Genomic DNA, 14,556 nt, shown 5'->3' with positions numbered 1-14,556 from the left:
GAGCGGATTTAAAACTGACTGAGAGAGAAAAGACGCCGTTCTTTGGGGGCTGGTTGTATTGCCTGGCATCCTGAGGCGTTCGGAGTTGGGAACGCGTGTTGATGTAGATCAACTGTCTCAAGTATAGGCTTGCTTCCAGCTAATGCAAGTAACAATTTGATCGTGCGCTGAAGAAACAACACAAGCAAAGATCCTTTCAAATCAATAGCTTGTCGCGTCGTCAAATGTTACAAATGCATTTTTGCTGAGTAAGAGAAAGGGAGTTTGATGTGGATCAACAATTGCCCGGTCTCATCCGGGCGCGTGGCGAAAATGCCTACGCGCTCAGACGCAGGTCGCTGGATGGCGCCACGCGGTAGCCGACAGGCACTGAAATGCTGACAGTGGTGCCCCCATGGGTATGGCTGCTGATGGAGCAATTCCCGCCGAGCAGGCTGATGCGTTCCTCGATGCCGACCAGCCCGAACGAACCGGCCTTGTGGCGGCAGGCCGTGTTGATGCCGATGCCGTTGTCGCTGATTGTCATGCGCAGCATGCCGTGTGCCTGGTGCAGTTCGACACGCACCACGCTGGCGCCGGCATGCTGATGAATATTACTGAGCGATTCCTGCAGCACGCGGAAGAAGGCTGTGGCGCAGTGGTCGTCGACGCCATGGTCTGCCACCGCATCCTCCACAAACTCGCATTTGATGCCGGAGCGCTGGCGGAATTGCGCGATCTGCCATTCCACCGCCGCCGACAGGCCCAGGTCCAGCACATTGGGGCGCAAGTCATTGATGATATGGCGCACGCTGCGGATGGTATTGTCGATCTGGTGCAAGGTGGCGCGTGCCCGCGCATGCAGGCGTGGATGGGTCTTTGCGGTGCGCGTGGCGAGGATGTCGGCCTCGATGCGCAGCGCCAGCAGGTTCTGTCCCAGGTCGTCGTGGATTTCGCGTGCGATGCGCTTGCGTTCCTCTTCCTTGATATGGTCGGCGTGCGCTGCCAGTCGCCGCAGCCGATGATGCGACAGTTGCAGGCGCGCCTGGCTGTCGCGCAGTTCGCGCGTCATGGCGCGCGCCATCTTCAAGGCGCGCCGGCGCGAGGAGGCCAGGGTGACGAACAGGGCGTAAATCAGCACGCTGGCGCCGAACCCCATGCTGCCGGCCAGCGCCGGCAGGAATTGGTCGAAGCTGGAATACAGGGCTTGTTTGGGGACGCTGAATTGGGCCTGCCAGGTGCGGCCATGGAATTGCACCGGCAGTTCGGTGATGAAGTGGGCGCCGTCCGCGCCTGGCATGCCGGGCTGGCTGTCGAACAGCAGGGGGGCCGGGTTGCCGATCGCATTGCTGTCGCGCAGCGTCAGGCGCACCGCACGCACCGGCATTTCGCCCAGTGCCGCGTTGACCAGGCGCTGCACGCTGAAGCCCAGGCCGACCGAGCCGACGCAGGCGGCGCGTCGTTCGGCGATCGTTCTGACGGGCATGTCGTTGCGGTAGATCGGGATGCGTATCGCCATGCCGATGTGGCTTGGCGTGCTGCGCAAGGGGATCGGCTGGCCGGAGCTGCTCATCGTCCCCTGGTCGCGCGACGCAAACAGGGCCTCGGCCACGCCGGGGCGGGAGGCGATATCCAGGCCATAGCGGTCATTGAACCCATCCAGCGGCTCGATCAGTGTCAGGACCGCATACTCGCCGCGCACACCGGCCGGGTGGCGCTGGAAGGCGGGATAGAGGTTGTCGCTGATGGCGGCCTGGCGCGCCTCCGCCGCCGGACGCATGGCGTCGGTGTAGTACTCGGCGAAGTTGATGTTGTCGATGGCCGGGTAATTATGTTCGAGGTCCAGGCCGCGCACGTAGCGGTGAAACGTTTCCCTGGTCACTTCGCCGCCGGCCTGGAAATAGCTGGCGGCGGCGCGCAACACGTCGGTATAGGCCTTGATGCTGGTGTTGATGTTGAACTGCGTATTGCGGGCCTGGTTGAGGAAGCGCGCATGGGCCTCACTGTCGACCGAGCGGGTGGTCACCGTATACAGTCCCGCGCCCACGCCCAGCGACAGCACGACGCCCAGCCACCACAATGGCTTTGTGGGCGAAAGCAAGCTGAGCTGGACGCGGGTCATCTTCGGACTATAAGAATTCCCATGCTTCTAGGTCAAGATGCAAAAATACCACTTTGATTGAAATCAAGTTAACATGAAAAAAGCCGCCCGCAGGCGGCTTTTGTGCTGGAAAACGCCGGCTTACTTGGCCCAGCTGTCTTTCAGCGTGACGATGCGGTTGAACACCGGTTTACCCGGCTGCGACAGCACGCGGTCGGCCACGAAGTAGCCGTGGCGCTCGAACTGGTAGCGCTGTTCGGCGACGGCATCCTTCAGGCCCGGCTCCAGGTAGGCGTTGACGATTTCCAGCGCTTTCGGGTTCAGGAACTCCTTGAAGTCCCTACCGCCGGCATCCGGCTTCTCTTCGGTGAACAGGCGGTCGTACAGGCGTACTTCCGCTTCCAGCGCGGCTTCGGCGCTGACCCAGGTGATATTGCCCTTCACCTTATAGGTGTCGGCGCCCGGGGTGCCGGACTTGGAATCCTCGAAGTACTTGACGCGCACGGCGGTGACCTTGCCGTTTTCATCCTTGTCGTAGCCGGTGCATTCGGCCACGAAGCCGTATTTCAGGCGTACGCGGGCGCCTGGCTGGTCGCCCACCGGCGGGGTGAAGCGGAAGTAGCCCTTGGACGGCACTTCCATGAAGTCCTCTTCCTCGATCCACAGTTCACGGGTGAATGGGAAGGTGCGGTGGCCCAGCTCAGGGTGGTGCGGGTGGACCGGCGAGGTGCACTCGACCGACTGGCCTTGCGGGAAGTTTTCCACGATCAGCTTCAATGGGCGCAGCACGGCGATGGCGCGCGGGGCTTTCGGATCGAGGTCTTCGCGTACGGCGCCTTCCAGCACGCCGAAGTCGATCCAGCCGTCCGACTTGGTCACGCCGGTGCGTTCGCACATCAGCTGGATGCCTTCCGGGGTGAAGCCGCGGCGGCGCATGCCGGCCATGGTCGGCAGGCGCGGGTCGTCCCAGCCGTCCACGATGCCTTCTTCCACCATCTGGCGCAGCTTGCGCTTGGACGTGACGATGTAGGTCAGGTTCAGGCGCGCGAATTCAAACTGGTGCGGCACCGGCTTCTGGAAGAAACCGCCCTCGGACAGCACTTCCAGCAGCCAGTCGTAGAACGGGCGGTGGTCCTGGAATTCCAGGGTGCAGATCGAATGGGTGATGTTTTCCAGCGCGTCCGAGATCGGGTGCGTGTAGTCGTACATCGGGTAGATGCACCAGTCGTCGCCCGTGCGGTGGTGGTGGGCGTGGCGGATACGGTAGATGGCCGGGTCGCGCATATTCATGTTCGGCGAGGACATGGCGTCTTCGCTGATCTTGGCGCGCAGTGCGTGCTCACCATCCTTGTATTTGCCCGCCTTCATGTCGCGGAACAGCTGCAGGTTTTCTTCCACCGAGCGGTTGCGGTATGGCGAGTTGGTGCCGGCGACGCCGAAACCGCCGCGCGTGCTCTTCATTTCTTCCGCGCTCTGGCTGTCAACGTAGGCCTTGCCGGCCTTGATCAGGTATTCGGCCATTTCGTACAGCTTGTCGAAATAGTCCGAAGCGTAGTACAGGTGGTTGCCGGCGCCGACCGGGCCTTTGTACTCCCAGTCGAAACCGAGCCAGCGTACGCTGTCGATGATGGAGTCGACGTATTCCTGTTCTTCTTTTTCCGGGTTGGTGTCGTCGAAGCGCAGGTGGCAGCGGCCGCCGAAGTCGCGCGCCAGGCCGAAGTTGGTGTAGATGGACTTGGCGTGGCCGACGTGCAGGTAGCCGTTGGGCTCCGGAGGGAAACGGGTAATGACCGGCGGCAGGCCGTCGCGGATATGCGTGCCGGCGGCCAGGTCGGCTTCAACGATATTGCGCAGGAAATTCGGCGCGGGGGCCGGGGCAGCAGTTTTTTTGTCGTTGCTCATGTATTTTTAGGTTTGAAACCAGTAAACCGGGGTCAGGGGTTTGGGTTTAAAGTCTTTGACTTTCGTCGAAGATCAATAGCCCTAAACCGAAACCCCTAGCTGACGGCCAGACGGGGTCTGACCCTCGGGTCAGACCCTGGTTTACCGGTTTAAGCAGTGATGTTCAGCGTAAACAGGGCATTTTATAGGATAATTCGACATTACGCGTTTAAAAACCGGCCCGGAGTTGCTTTATGGAAAATTTATATAGTGTGCTCGGTGTCGCGCCTAATGCCTCTGACGAGGAAATCAAGAAGGTCTACCGTTCCCTGGCCATGCGCTTCCACCCGGACCGCAACCAGGAACCGGGCGCCGACGCCCGCTTCAAGGCCATCGTCAAAGCGTACGAAGTGTTGTCCGATCCCGAAAAGCGGGAAGAGTACAACCAGAGTGTGCACCACCGCATCATCATCGACCCGGAAGCGGAAGCCTACCAGCAGTGGCGTTCCGTCTTCAGCGTCAACGGCGTGACGATCCCCGCCGCCTGATTCAATAGAAAGTAGCAGCAAATGAGAAAAGTACACCCAGAGTTCGCCTACCAGGCGCGCGAGCTGGAAGGGCAGATCGAGGGCATCCTCGGCGATCCGCCCGACCACAAGAACTACAAGAAGATGGTCGAAGCCCTGCGCAGCGAATACCTGAACGGCGGCGGCATCGACGATTTGAACATGATGGCATTCGCCCTGGTGGACGTGATCGAATTCCACGACCCGAAGGCTGCCTTTGCCGATGCCGAAGACTTCGAATACGGCGACCCGGCCCGCGTGTTCGGCGCCGCCAGCTGCCCGAAGGCGGAAGGCCTGCTGGAAGCGCTGGAAGAAAACCACCCGGACCTGGCGCGCCAGGCCATCATCACGGCGTTGCTGCACAAGCATCCGCGCATGTGGGACGACGAGGACACCTCGCTTGACCGCCTGGCTGAAGGCGACGACGGCGACGATGAAGACGATTACGCGGATGATGTCGCCACCGACGACTTCACCGGCATCTTCGACCAGCAGGAGGATTGAGCATGACCGACAAGAATCTGCCAGCCATTCGCAAGCAGGTCACTGAACTGGTGCTGGCGGGCTCCCTGGAGCACGCCGAGCGCGCCTTTGCCGAAGCGGCCGACCAGCACGGCGACCTGGCCGTGGTGGAAGTGCTGCAGGAGCTGCCGCCGCACGTGACCGCGCTGCATATGTCCGGCTTCGACGGCGGCAAGATGTCGCTGGCGACCCTGCTGGTGCCGCCCAAGCAGTGGGCCGAGAGCCTGGCCTACCTGGCCGCGACCTGGCCGGACGACATGATCGAGGACGATCCGGAACGTATCGCCGAATCGCTGTTCGCCCACATCCACGGCGTGGTCTTCGGCACCGAAGACGAAGAGCGCCGCGCCGAGCTGCTGAAGGAAGCGTCGGCCACCGACTGGGGCTGCACCGCGTTCGCGATCCTGTTCTCGCTGGCGCCGAAAGAAGTGCTGGAAGTGGCGGGCGAAGTGATCTCCAAAGGCGCCTACCTGACCGGCCAGACCGCGTCCGACAACGATATCGTGCCGGTTGCCGTGGCGCTGGCGCAAGCCAATGAAGACGGCTGGGACCGCGCCTTGTTCGAATTGTTCCCGGAGTTCCGCCACAGCGCCGACCTGGCCGACGCGGAATTCAGCGACGACCCGGATGCGGAGCCGGAGCACCTGCAGCGCTCCACCAAGGAGCTGCTGTACCGCCTGCGCAAGCAAGTGCCGACCACCCGCAGTGGCACCGGCCGCGAACGCGCGCGCCGCTCCATCGGCACGGGGATCTTCGGCTGATGCTGCCCGCACTCGTCAAAGAAAGCCTGCCGCGACTGACCCGCGCCATCAAACTGCTGTCCGGCGACGACCGCGGCGACGCGGCCGTCATCCTGGCGGAAGAATTGAGCGGCATCACGGCCATGGTCGCGGACAAGTTCACCAACAACCGTACGGCGGAAGGCATCCAGAAGGCGGTCAACCTGACCGTCGGCGGCGTGTCGCTCGGCCTGGAGCAGTTGCTGACCGTCGATTCCGACGAGCTGGCGCTGGACTTCCTGGTGGAGCAGGGCGCGGAACTGGCCTTCCAGGCCGGCTTCCGCCAGCTGAAGGACCTGGCAGCGATGCCGGAAGACACGCTGATCGGCGAATACGACAACGATCCGATGTACGCCCAGCGCCGCTTGCGCGACCTGTTCTTCGACATCTGCTTCACCGAGCCTGGTGCGAACTGGGACGGGCCGTCGAAATACCAGGCGCAGTTGAAGCAGCGCCAGGAAGTGCAGGCCGTGGTGCGCCTGGCGAACTGGCTGCGCCGCCATAACGCCGACGGCGCGGTCAAGGATGTGGACCTGAACGCGGAAGGCGTGATCGCGCTGGCGATCATCTTCGCGGTGGAGGGCGGCGGCCGCATCGTCGCGCGCACCGGCCAGAAAGAGTTCGAACGCTTCGTGAAGGCGGTGCGCAAGGCCAAGCCGGATTACGAAGCGGGCCTCGCGGCGCTGGTGGCCGCGGTGCCGGAGCAGCACCGCCCGGTGCTGCTGAACCGCATCGAGCTGTACCGCCGCACCTGCACCGTGCTGCACAAGCTGCCGGGCCGCTTCGCATTGAAGACCCTGTGGACCGAGCTGGAAAACTACGCCGGCTCCGAGCTCGACGCCGACTACGACTGACTGCAGACCGGGGGGGCGGCCCTTTGGCCGTACCCCGCTTACCGGTTTTCCTCTAGTGCCACCCGCACAAACGCCTCCACCAACGGCCCGCTGTCATCGCGCCGCTGAGCCAACTGCATCGACGCCACCGCCCCCGCGTCATCCAGAGGGCGGTACACCACGCCTTCCAGTTGAATCGAATGAAATGGCGACGGCAGCACTGACACCCCGATGCCCGCCGCAACCAAGCCAATGATGGTCGTCGCCTCCCGCGCCTCCATCGCCACTTGAGGTACAAAGCCCGCAGCTCGGCACATGCCGAGAATCGCATGGGAAATACCAACGCCGGACTCTTTCGGATACATGACCCACGGCAGGCTTGCCAGGTCGGCGACCTTTATTTTTCGCTTGCGCGCCAGCGGCGAATCGCTGGCCAGCACCAGCAGCAGCGGATCGCGCTGTAGTGTGGTCAGGGTAATCGTCCCCGGCTGCGCTACTTCCGGCGGCCGTACGAAACCAAGATCCAGCTTGCGCGCTTCGATCGCATCGAGCTGATGCAGGGTGGGCATTTCGTGCAGGGTCAGCGCCACCTGCGGATACAGCTGCCGGTAGCGCCGGATCGTGCGTGCGAACAGGGGCGTGAATGGCGTTGAAAACGTAAATCCCACCCGCAACTCGCCCGCTTCGCCACGTTGCGCACGGCGGGCGCGTTCGGCGGCCTGCTCGGATTGCGCCAGGATGGAACGCGCATCTTCCAGGAAGAGCTTACCAGCCTCGGTCATGCGCACCCAGCGCTTGCTGCGGTCGAATAGGCGGGCGCCCACTTCCGCTTCCAGTGCCTGGATTTGCTGGGATAGGGGTGGCTGGCCGATGTGCAGCCGTTCCGCCGCGCGGGTGAAGCTCAGCTCCTCGGCCACGGCCACGAAATAGCGCAGGTGACGCAATTCCATAATATTTTTAAGCGATTAATAACGGCTTAAATATATATTGGACAGTAATACAGGGCAATCCTAAGATGAATTCACCATGAATGCCCTGAGCCACCCCACCAACCGCGCCATGTTCTTTGGCGGTTTTTCCTGCTTCGCCCTGTTGTACTGCGTGCAGCCGCTGATGCCCTTGCTTTCCCGTGAATTTTCCCTGACGCCGGCGCAAAGCAGCCTGTCGCTATCGCTTGCCACTGCTGCCATGGCGATCTCGCTGTTGGTGTCGAGCGCCATTTCCGACCGTTTCGGGCGCAAGCCGCTGATGGTGGCGGCGCTTGCCATCTCGGCCGTGATGACCTTGTTGTGCGCGCTGGCCGGCGGCTATGGCCAATTGCTGGCGGCGCGCCTTCTGCTGGGCGTGGCGCTGGGCGGCATGCCTGCGGTTGCCATGGCTTACCTGGTGGAGGAAATCGAAGCGGAAGGACTGGGCTTGTCGATGGGCGTGTACATCAGCGGCAGCGCTTTTGGCGGCATGGTGGGGCGTCTGCTGACTTCAGTGCTGAGCGATTTCTTTTCCTGGCGCGTCGCCTTGGCCGCGATGGGCGTGGCAGGCGTGCTGGCAGCCTTCGAATTTTGGCGCAGCCTGCCTGAATCGCGCCGTTTCCGTGCCGCGCCCGGCGGCTGGCGCGCACTGCCGGCGCATGCGCGTGGGCATCTCGCCGATGATGGTTTGCCATGGCTGTTCGGGCTGGGTTTTCTTTTGATGGGCTGTATGGTCAGTGCCTACAACTACATCAGTTACCGCCTGCTGGCCGCGCCGTTTGGCTTGCGGCAAAGCGTGGTGGGCGTGATTTCCTTGCTTTACCTGCTAGGGATTTTCAGTTCCGTCTGGGCTGGCAAGCTGGCGGACAGGTATGGCCGCAAAGGCGTGTTGTGGATCTTGCTGAGCATGATGCTCGGCGGCATCGTGCTGACCTTGTCGGCCTGGCTGCCGCTGGTGGTGGCCGGCCTGGCGCTATTCACCTTTGCCTTTTACGCATCGCATTCGATGACCAGCAGCTGGGTGGGCCGCCGTGCCCGGGGCGCGGCGCTGGCGTCCGCGCTCTACCTGTTTTTCTATTACCTGGGCTCCAGCGTGATTGGCTGGGGGGCTGGCGTGCTGTGGGGAAGGGCGGGGTGGGCCGGCGTGGTGATATTGCTTGGCAGCTGCCTGGCGGGGGCGGTGGCCATTGCCATGCATCTGCGGCGGTTGACCCCGATCGCGCCAGTGTTGAGCCAGATCAAAGCCGAGCCGGGCTGACTGAACTTGGTCCTGGAACTCGTCTCCAAGTCCGACCGGCACGCTCGGTGCCGTTTTGAGCGAGGAGATTGTCATGATGCACGACAGGGAAATCCGTATCAGGCTCAGCAATATCCAAATGGCGGTCAGCCAGGCCGCCCAGGCTTTATCGGCCGAACGCCACCTGACCGGCGAGCTGCGCGACACGATCCAGAAGCTGGACCGCCGCTCCGACGACATCAGTGAAATGCTGGTGAGTGAAGACTACGCCAACGTACCGAAGTTGGTGGACGACATGGAAGTGCTCGGTGCGCGCGCGCGCCGCGTATGTTCCAGCGAGCGCATGCAGGTGACGCCTGAAATGAAGGCCGCAGTCAACCACATGCACCGCGAACTATTCGACTTCAAGCAGCACCTGCATTAAGCACGTAGTGCCGAGCCCGCGGCAAGCAAAGAGCCTGACCCCAAGGTTGCCACGGGCTGGGCTGTTTACAGGACGCCTTTGGCGCGCAGGGCGGCGATGTCGGCGTCACTGCGGCTGAGGACGTCGCGCAGGACTTCGTCGGTGTGCTGGCCAAGCAGGGGCGGGGCCATGTCCGTTTCTGCCGGGCTGGCGCTCAGGCGCATCGGGTTGCGCACCAGTTTTACCGTGCCGGCCGTTGGATGCGCCGTTTCAATCATCATGCCGCGCGCTTGTACTTGCGGGTTTTTGAAGACGTCATGCAGGTCGTTGATCGGACCGCAGGGGACGCCGACCGCTTCCAGCTGTTCGATCCACCAGTCGCGCGGCTGCGATTTCACCATTTCCGCCAGGATCGGTACCAGTTCGTCGCGGTTCTTTACGCGCAGCGGGTTGGTGGCGTAGCGTTCGTGCGTAGCCAGGTCGGAACGGCCGCCGACTTCGACGAATTTCTGGTACTGGCCGTCGTTGCCGGTGGCGACGATGATGTAGCCGTCGGCGCAGGCGAAGGTCTGGTAGGGCACGATGTTGGCATGTGCGTTGCCCCAGCGCTTGGGCGCTTTGCCGCTATTCAGGTAGTTCGAGCCCATATTGGCTAGCATGGCCACTTGCACGTCCAGCAGGGCCATGTCGATGTATTGGCCTTCGCCCGTGCGGTCGCGGTGGGTGAGGGCGGCCAGGATGGCGATGGTGGAGTACATGCCGGTCATCAGGTCGGTCAGCGCGACGCCGGCTTTTTGCGGGCCGCCGCCCGGCAGGTCGTCGCGTTCGCCGGTGACGGACATCAGCCCGCCCATGCCCTGGATCAGGAAGTCGTAGCCGGCGCGGTGCGCATAGGGGCCGTCCTGGCCGAAGCCGGTCACGGAGCAGTACACCAGGTCCGGCTTGATGGCCTTCAAGGCCTCGTAGTCCAGGCCGTACTTTTTAAGCTGGCCGACTTTGTAGTTTTCCAGGACCACGTCGGCGTGCCTGGCCAGTTCGCGGATCAGGGCTTGCCCTTCCGGTGTGGAGATGTCGCAGGTGACCGAGCGCTTGCCACGGTTGGCCGAGAGATAGTAGGCTGCTTCCGTTGTGTCGGCGCCGGAGGCGTCTTTGGCATATGGCGGACCCCAGGCGCGCGTATCGTCGCCGCTGCCAGGCCGTTCGATCTTGATCACGTCCGCGCCGAGGTCGGCGAGGTTCTGCGAGCACCATGGGCCGGCCAGTACGCGGCTTAAGTCCAGTACGCGAATGTGTCCAAGAGCCTTCGGGGTCATGTTGTCTTCTTCCTACTGTTTTCAGGGAGCGTTAGCTTAACGCATCCAACCATGTTAGTGTCTTAATCCATGTGGCCTTACCCAAAAATCGTTGCGCATCGAGGAGGCGGCACGCTCGCTCCCGAGAATACTATCGCCGGCTTGCGCGCCGGCCTTGCTTATGGTTTCCACGCGGTGGAATTTGACGTCATGCTGTCGTCCGACGGTATCGGCGTGGTGATGCACGACCAGAATTTCGGCCGCACGGTGTACGGCGATGGTTTTGTGCCCAACTTCACGGCGGCTGAATTGGCGAAGATGGATGCCGGCCGCTGGTTCGGTGCTGAATTCCGCGGCGAGCCGGTGCCGCTGTTTCTGGAGTGGGTCGATTACTGCAAAGAGCACCGGATCTGGATGAATATCGAGATCAAGCCGGCCGAGGGGCATGATGAGGCGACCGGCCGCTGGGTGGCGCAGACGGCGCGCGCCCGTTTTGCTGCCGAATTAGCGGCGGGCGATCTAGCGCAACTGCCTTTGCTGTCGTCTTTCAGCATGAGTGCTTTGGCGGCGGCGCGCGACGCGGCGCCCGAACTGCCCAGGGCTTGTCTTTTTGATAAAATCCCGGCCAACTGGCTGGACACGGCGCGGGAACTGGGCGCCGTGGCGATCCATACCAATCACAAATACCTGGCGCCGGAACAGGCGAAGGCGGTGAAGGCGGCGGGCCTCGGCCTGTTTTGCTACACCGTCAATACGCCGGAGCGGGCGCGGGAAATCCTCTCCTACGGTGTGGACGCGTTCTGCACCGACCGCATCGACCTGATCGGGGCTGACTTCTCCTAGCGAAGCTAGAGGCCCCCACCCACCGCAACGGCGGGCTGTTCACGTATAATCAACCCTTTGCACCAGCTTGCAACCTACCCTTTTACGACATGAAATCTGCTGAAATTCGCGAAAAGTTCCTGAAATTCTTCGAATCCAAGGGCCATACGATTGTTCGTTCCAGCCCGCTGGTGCCAGGCAACGACCCAACCCTGCTGTTGACCAATTCCGGCATGGTGCAGTTCAAGGATGTATTCCTGGGTCAGGACGTGCGCCCGTATTCCCGCGCCACCACCGTGCAGCGCTGCGTGCGCGCCGGCGGCAAGCACAATGACCTGGAAAACGTCGGCTACACCGCCCGCCACCACACGTTCTTCGAGATGCTGGGTAACTTCAGCTTCGGCGACTATTTCAAGCGCGATGCCATCCAGTACGCGTGGGAGCTGTTGACCAAGGTCTACGGCCTGCCGCCTGAAAAGCTGACCGTCACCGTCTACATCGAAGACGATGAAGCCTACGATATCTGGGCCAACGAGATCGGCGTGCCGAAAGAGCGCATCATCCGCATCGGCGACAACAAGGGTTCGCGCTACGCTTCCGATAACTTCTGGCAGATGGCCGATACCGGTCCATGCGGTCCTTGCACCGAGATCTTCTACGACCACGGCGCCGATATCTGGGGCGGCCCTCCAGGCTCGGCCGAGGAAGACGGCGACCGCTTCATCGAAATCTGGAACCTGGTGTTCATGCAGTTCAACCGCGATGAAGCGGGCGTGATGCACAAGCTGCCGAAGCCTTGCGTGGATACCGGCATGGGCATGGAGCGCCTGGCCGCTGTCCTGCAGCACGTGCACTCCAACTACGAAATCGATTCCTTCCAGGCCCTGATCAAGGCTGCTGCCCGCGAGACCGGCGCGACCGACCTGGAAAACAAATCGCTGCGCGTGATCGCTGACCACATCCGTGCGGCTGCTTTCATGATCGTCGACGGCATCATCCCTGGCCCGGAAGGCCACGGCTATGTCCTGCGCCGCATCATCCGCCGCGCACTGCGTCATGGCCATAAGCTGGGCCAGACCAAGGCCTTCTTCTACAAGCTGGTGGAAGACCTGAACACGGAAATGGGCGGTGCCTACCCGGAACTGGCTGAAGCCAAGGACCGCGTGGCCCAGGTGCTGAAAGCGGAAGAAGAGCGCTTTGGCGAGACCCTGGAAAACGGCATGAAGATCCTGGAAGCGCAGCTGGCCAAGGATCCGAAGAACCTCGACGGCGCCACCGCCTTCACCCTGTACGACACCTACGGCTTCCCGCTGGACCTGACCGCCGACATCTGCCGCGAACGCGAAGTGACGCTGGACGAGGCAGGTTTCAACGTGGCAATGGAAGAGCAGAAACGCAAGGCGCGCGAAGGCGGCAAGTTCAAGAAGATGGCTGCCAACGTTGAATATTCCGGCGAGAAGAACAAGTTCGTCGGCTACGACCAGCTGCAGCACAACTCCAAAGTGATCGCACTGTACGCCAACGGCGCAGCGGTGCAGGAACTGAAAGCGGGCGAGCAGGGCATCGTCGTCCTGGATACCACCCCGTTCTACGCCGAATCCGGCGGCCAGGTGGGCGACCGGGGCCTGATCCAGTCCGCCGGCGCCAAGTTCAACGTGGAAGACACCCTGAAGATCCAGGCGGACGTGTTCGGCCACCATGGCGTGCTGGCATCCGGCGCGCTGAAGGTTGGCGACGCTGTCGGCGCCGAAGTGGACCAGCATTCGCGCGGCCGCACCATCCGTAACCACTCGGCGACCCACCTGATGCACAAAGCCCTGCGCGAAGTGCTGGGTTCCCACGTGGCGCAGAAAGGCTCGCTGGTCGATCCGGACAAGGCGCGTTTCGACTTCTCCCACAATGCGCCGATGACCGCCGAGGAAATCGCCAAGGTGGAAGCCATCGTCAACGCCGAGATCCTGGCTAACGCCGCGACCCAGTCGCACAATATGTCCTTCGACGACGCCGTCAAGCACGGCGCGATGGCGCTGTTCGGCGAGAAGTACGGCGACGAAGTGCGTGTGATGGATATCGGTTCCTCGAAAGAGCTGTGCGGCGGCGTGCACGTGCACCGCACCGGCGACATCGGTTTGTTCAAGATCGTGGCGGAAGGCGGCGTTGCTGCCGGCATTCGCCGCGTGGAAGCCGTGACCGGCGAAGGCGCGCTGGCGCTGGTGCAGGGCATGGCCCGCAAGCTGAATGAAGCCGCTGCCGCGCTGAAGTCCAACCCTGAAGAGCTGACCGCCAAGATCACCGCCGTGCAGGACCAGGTGAAATCGCTGGAAAAAGAACTGGCGGCGCTGAAGTCGAAGCTGGCTTCCGGCCAGGGCGACGAACTGGTGAACAAGGCTGTCGATATCAAGGGCCTGAAGGTTCTGGCCGCGACCATGGAAGGCGCCGATGTGACGGCACTGCGCGAAACCATGGACAAGCTCAAGGATAAGCTGAAGTCCGCCGCCATCGTGCTGGCTTCCGTCAGCGACGGCAAGGTCAGCCTGATCGCCGGCGTGACCGCCGACTCTATTGGCAAGGTCAAGGCGGGCGAGCTGGTCAACTTCGTTGCTCAGCAAGTAGGCGGCAAGGGCGGTGGCCGCCCTGACATGGCGCAGGCCGGCGGCACCAATCCGGACGCACTGCCAGGTGCGCTCGGTGGCGTTGCAGCATGGGTGGAGTCGCGTATCTAAAGACTGGTGAAGGCCCGTGCTTACCAGTGCGGGCCTTGCCGACATTGAAATGTCGTTGTGATTTTGCAACGCAATATCAACTATTTTGGTGCAGTGCGTCAGACGCACAAAATTGGAGTAGTATGTTGGAACCAGTAGTACAGAAGCGAGATATTGATGAGCGAAACTCTTATTCTCGAACCCGAGACCATGGAATTTCATAAGGACCTCGATGCGCGCGGGCTGAATTGCCCGCTGCCTATCCTGAAAGCCAAGAAGGCCTTGTCTGAATTGGAAAGCGGCCAGGTTCTGCGTATCGTGGCCACCGACCCGGGTTCCGTGCGTGACTTCCAGGCGTTTGCCAAGCAGACGGGCAATGCTTTGCTGTCGCATGTGCAGCAGGGCACAGAATTCACTTTCCTGATGCGCCGCAAGTAAGTTTTGCGGTATGCTACCGGTTGCTGATTTTCG

The 14,556-nt window shown here is 62.2% G+C and carries 13 protein-coding genes; 9 read left to right on the top strand and 4 right to left on the bottom strand.

What is annotated here, in order from left to right; translation table 11 throughout:
• Nucleotides 1-316 precede the first annotated feature (316 nt).
• Together H597_RS29345 and H597_RS0101670 are read right to left on the bottom strand one after the other, a co-directional pair.
• Nucleotides 317-2,101, bottom strand: a complete 1,785-nt coding sequence (locus tag H597_RS29345; protein ID WP_083940897.1) for a CHASE domain-containing protein — start codon at nt 2,099-2,101, stop codon at nt 317-319.
• Nucleotides 2,102-2,221: 120 nt separating this feature from the next.
• Nucleotides 2,222-3,982 (bottom strand): glutamine--tRNA ligase/YqeY domain fusion protein, encoded by a 1,761-nt coding sequence (locus tag H597_RS0101670; RefSeq protein WP_028100597.1) that lies wholly within the window; start codon nt 3,980-3,982, stop codon nt 2,222-2,224.
• A gap of 233 nt (nt 3,983-4,215) precedes the next feature.
• On the opposite strand from H597_RS0101670, the gene H597_RS0101665 reads away from it, so the two are divergent.
• The 4 genes from H597_RS0101665 to H597_RS0101650 are packed head-to-tail and all read left to right on the top strand — an operon-like array spanning nt 4,216 to nt 6,682.
• Nucleotides 4,216-4,509 (top strand): DnaJ domain-containing protein, encoded by a 294-nt coding sequence (locus H597_RS0101665; protein ID WP_028100596.1) that lies wholly within the window; start codon nt 4,216-4,218, stop codon nt 4,507-4,509.
• A gap of 21 nt (nt 4,510-4,530) precedes the next feature.
• Complete coding sequence (locus tag H597_RS0101660) at nt 4,531-5,031, top strand: hypothetical protein (protein WP_028100595.1); 501 nt, start codon at nt 4,531-4,533, stop codon at nt 5,029-5,031.
• A gap of 2 nt (nt 5,032-5,033) precedes the next feature.
• Entirely contained in the window at nt 5,034-5,810 is a 777-nt protein-coding gene (locus tag H597_RS0101655; RefSeq protein ID WP_028100594.1) for a hypothetical protein, read from the top strand.
• On the top strand, nt 5,810-6,682 hold the full coding sequence (locus H597_RS0101650; protein ID WP_028100593.1) for a hypothetical protein: 873 nt from the start codon (nt 5,810-5,812) through the stop codon (nt 6,680-6,682). The genes H597_RS0101655 and H597_RS0101650 overlap by 1 nt, the downstream gene beginning before the upstream one ends.
• Before the next feature lie 38 nt (nt 6,683-6,720).
• Here H597_RS0101650 and H597_RS0101645 read toward each other — a convergent pair whose 3' ends face one another.
• Nucleotides 6,721-7,611, bottom strand: coding sequence for a LysR family transcriptional regulator (locus H597_RS0101645; RefSeq protein ID WP_028100592.1), 891 nt, complete (start codon nt 7,609-7,611; stop codon nt 6,721-6,723).
• Nucleotides 7,612-7,687: 76 nt separating this feature from the next.
• On the opposite strand from H597_RS0101645, the gene H597_RS29340 reads away from it, so the two are divergent.
• Both H597_RS29340 and H597_RS0101635 read left to right on the top strand, forming a co-directional pair.
• A complete protein-coding gene (locus tag H597_RS29340; protein ID WP_035372850.1) occupies nt 7,688-8,887 on the top strand; it encodes an MFS transporter in 1,200 nt (399 codons plus the stop codon).
• A 73-nt stretch (nt 8,888-8,960) separates the two neighbouring features.
• Complete coding sequence (locus tag H597_RS0101635) at nt 8,961-9,290, top strand: hypothetical protein (RefSeq protein ID WP_028100591.1); 330 nt, start codon at nt 8,961-8,963, stop codon at nt 9,288-9,290.
• A 65-nt stretch (nt 9,291-9,355) separates the two neighbouring features.
• Here H597_RS0101635 and H597_RS0101630 read toward each other — a convergent pair whose 3' ends face one another.
• Nucleotides 9,356-10,582 (bottom strand): CaiB/BaiF CoA transferase family protein, encoded by a 1,227-nt coding sequence (locus H597_RS0101630; RefSeq protein WP_028100590.1) that lies wholly within the window; start codon nt 10,580-10,582, stop codon nt 9,356-9,358.
• A 69-nt stretch (nt 10,583-10,651) separates the two neighbouring features.
• Here H597_RS0101630 and ugpQ point away from each other — a divergent pair, with 69 nt between their 5' ends.
• The 3 genes from ugpQ (at nt 10,652) to H597_RS0101615 (ending at nt 14,523) form a co-directional block, all read left to right on the top strand.
• Complete coding sequence (ugpQ, locus tag H597_RS0101625; protein WP_028100589.1) at nt 10,652-11,404, top strand: glycerophosphodiester phosphodiesterase; 753 nt, start codon at nt 10,652-10,654, stop codon at nt 11,402-11,404.
• A gap of 89 nt (nt 11,405-11,493) precedes the next feature.
• Complete coding sequence (alaS, locus tag H597_RS0101620) at nt 11,494-14,106, top strand: alanine--tRNA ligase (RefSeq protein WP_028100588.1); 2,613 nt, start codon at nt 11,494-11,496, stop codon at nt 14,104-14,106.
• A 189-nt stretch (nt 14,107-14,295) separates the two neighbouring features.
• Nucleotides 14,296-14,523, top strand: a complete 228-nt coding sequence (locus H597_RS0101615; protein ID WP_028100587.1) for a sulfurtransferase TusA family protein — start codon at nt 14,296-14,298, stop codon at nt 14,521-14,523.
• Nucleotides 14,524-14,556 lie beyond the last annotated feature (33 nt).

This window comes from Pseudoduganella violaceinigra DSM 15887 (genome assembly GCF_000425385.1).
GTDB classification, from domain to species: domain Bacteria; phylum Pseudomonadota; class Gammaproteobacteria; order Burkholderiales; family Burkholderiaceae_D; genus Rugamonas; species Rugamonas violaceinigra.
The sequence above is the reverse complement of the archived record's forward strand: the minus strand, read 5'-3'. Positions and strand labels throughout refer to the sequence as shown.

Bases quoted from the DNA above. Each gene is read 5' to 3' on its own strand.
- H597_RS0101645 (WP_028100592.1), bottom strand. From the start codon at position 7,611: ATGGAATTGCGTCACCTGCGCTATTTCGTGGCCGTGGCCGAGGAGCTG.
- H597_RS29345 (WP_083940897.1), bottom strand. From the start codon at position 2,101: ATGACCCGCGTCCAGCTCAGCTTGCTTTCGCCCACAAAGCCATTGTGG.
- ugpQ (WP_028100589.1), top strand. From the start codon at position 10,652: ATGTGGCCTTACCCAAAAATCGTTGCGCATCGAGGAGGCGGCACGCTC.
- alaS (WP_028100588.1), top strand. From the start codon at position 11,494: ATGAAATCTGCTGAAATTCGCGAAAAGTTCCTGAAATTCTTCGAATCC.
- H597_RS0101670 (WP_028100597.1), bottom strand. From the start codon at position 3,982: ATGAGCAACGACAAAAAAACTGCTGCCCCGGCCCCCGCGCCGAATTTC.
- H597_RS0101650 (WP_028100593.1), top strand. From the start codon at position 5,810: ATGCTGCCCGCACTCGTCAAAGAAAGCCTGCCGCGACTGACCCGCGCC.
- H597_RS0101630 (WP_028100590.1), bottom strand. From the start codon at position 10,582: ATGACCCCGAAGGCTCTTGGACACATTCGCGTACTGGACTTAAGCCGC.
- H597_RS0101635 (WP_028100591.1), top strand. From the start codon at position 8,961: ATGATGCACGACAGGGAAATCCGTATCAGGCTCAGCAATATCCAAATG.
- H597_RS0101655 (WP_028100594.1), top strand. From the start codon at position 5,034: ATGACCGACAAGAATCTGCCAGCCATTCGCAAGCAGGTCACTGAACTG.
- H597_RS0101665 (WP_028100596.1), top strand. From the start codon at position 4,216: ATGGAAAATTTATATAGTGTGCTCGGTGTCGCGCCTAATGCCTCTGAC.
- H597_RS29340 (WP_035372850.1), top strand. From the start codon at position 7,688: ATGAATGCCCTGAGCCACCCCACCAACCGCGCCATGTTCTTTGGCGGT.
- H597_RS0101615 (WP_028100587.1), top strand. From the start codon at position 14,296: ATGGAATTTCATAAGGACCTCGATGCGCGCGGGCTGAATTGCCCGCTG.
- H597_RS0101660 (WP_028100595.1), top strand. From the start codon at position 4,531: ATGAGAAAAGTACACCCAGAGTTCGCCTACCAGGCGCGCGAGCTGGAA.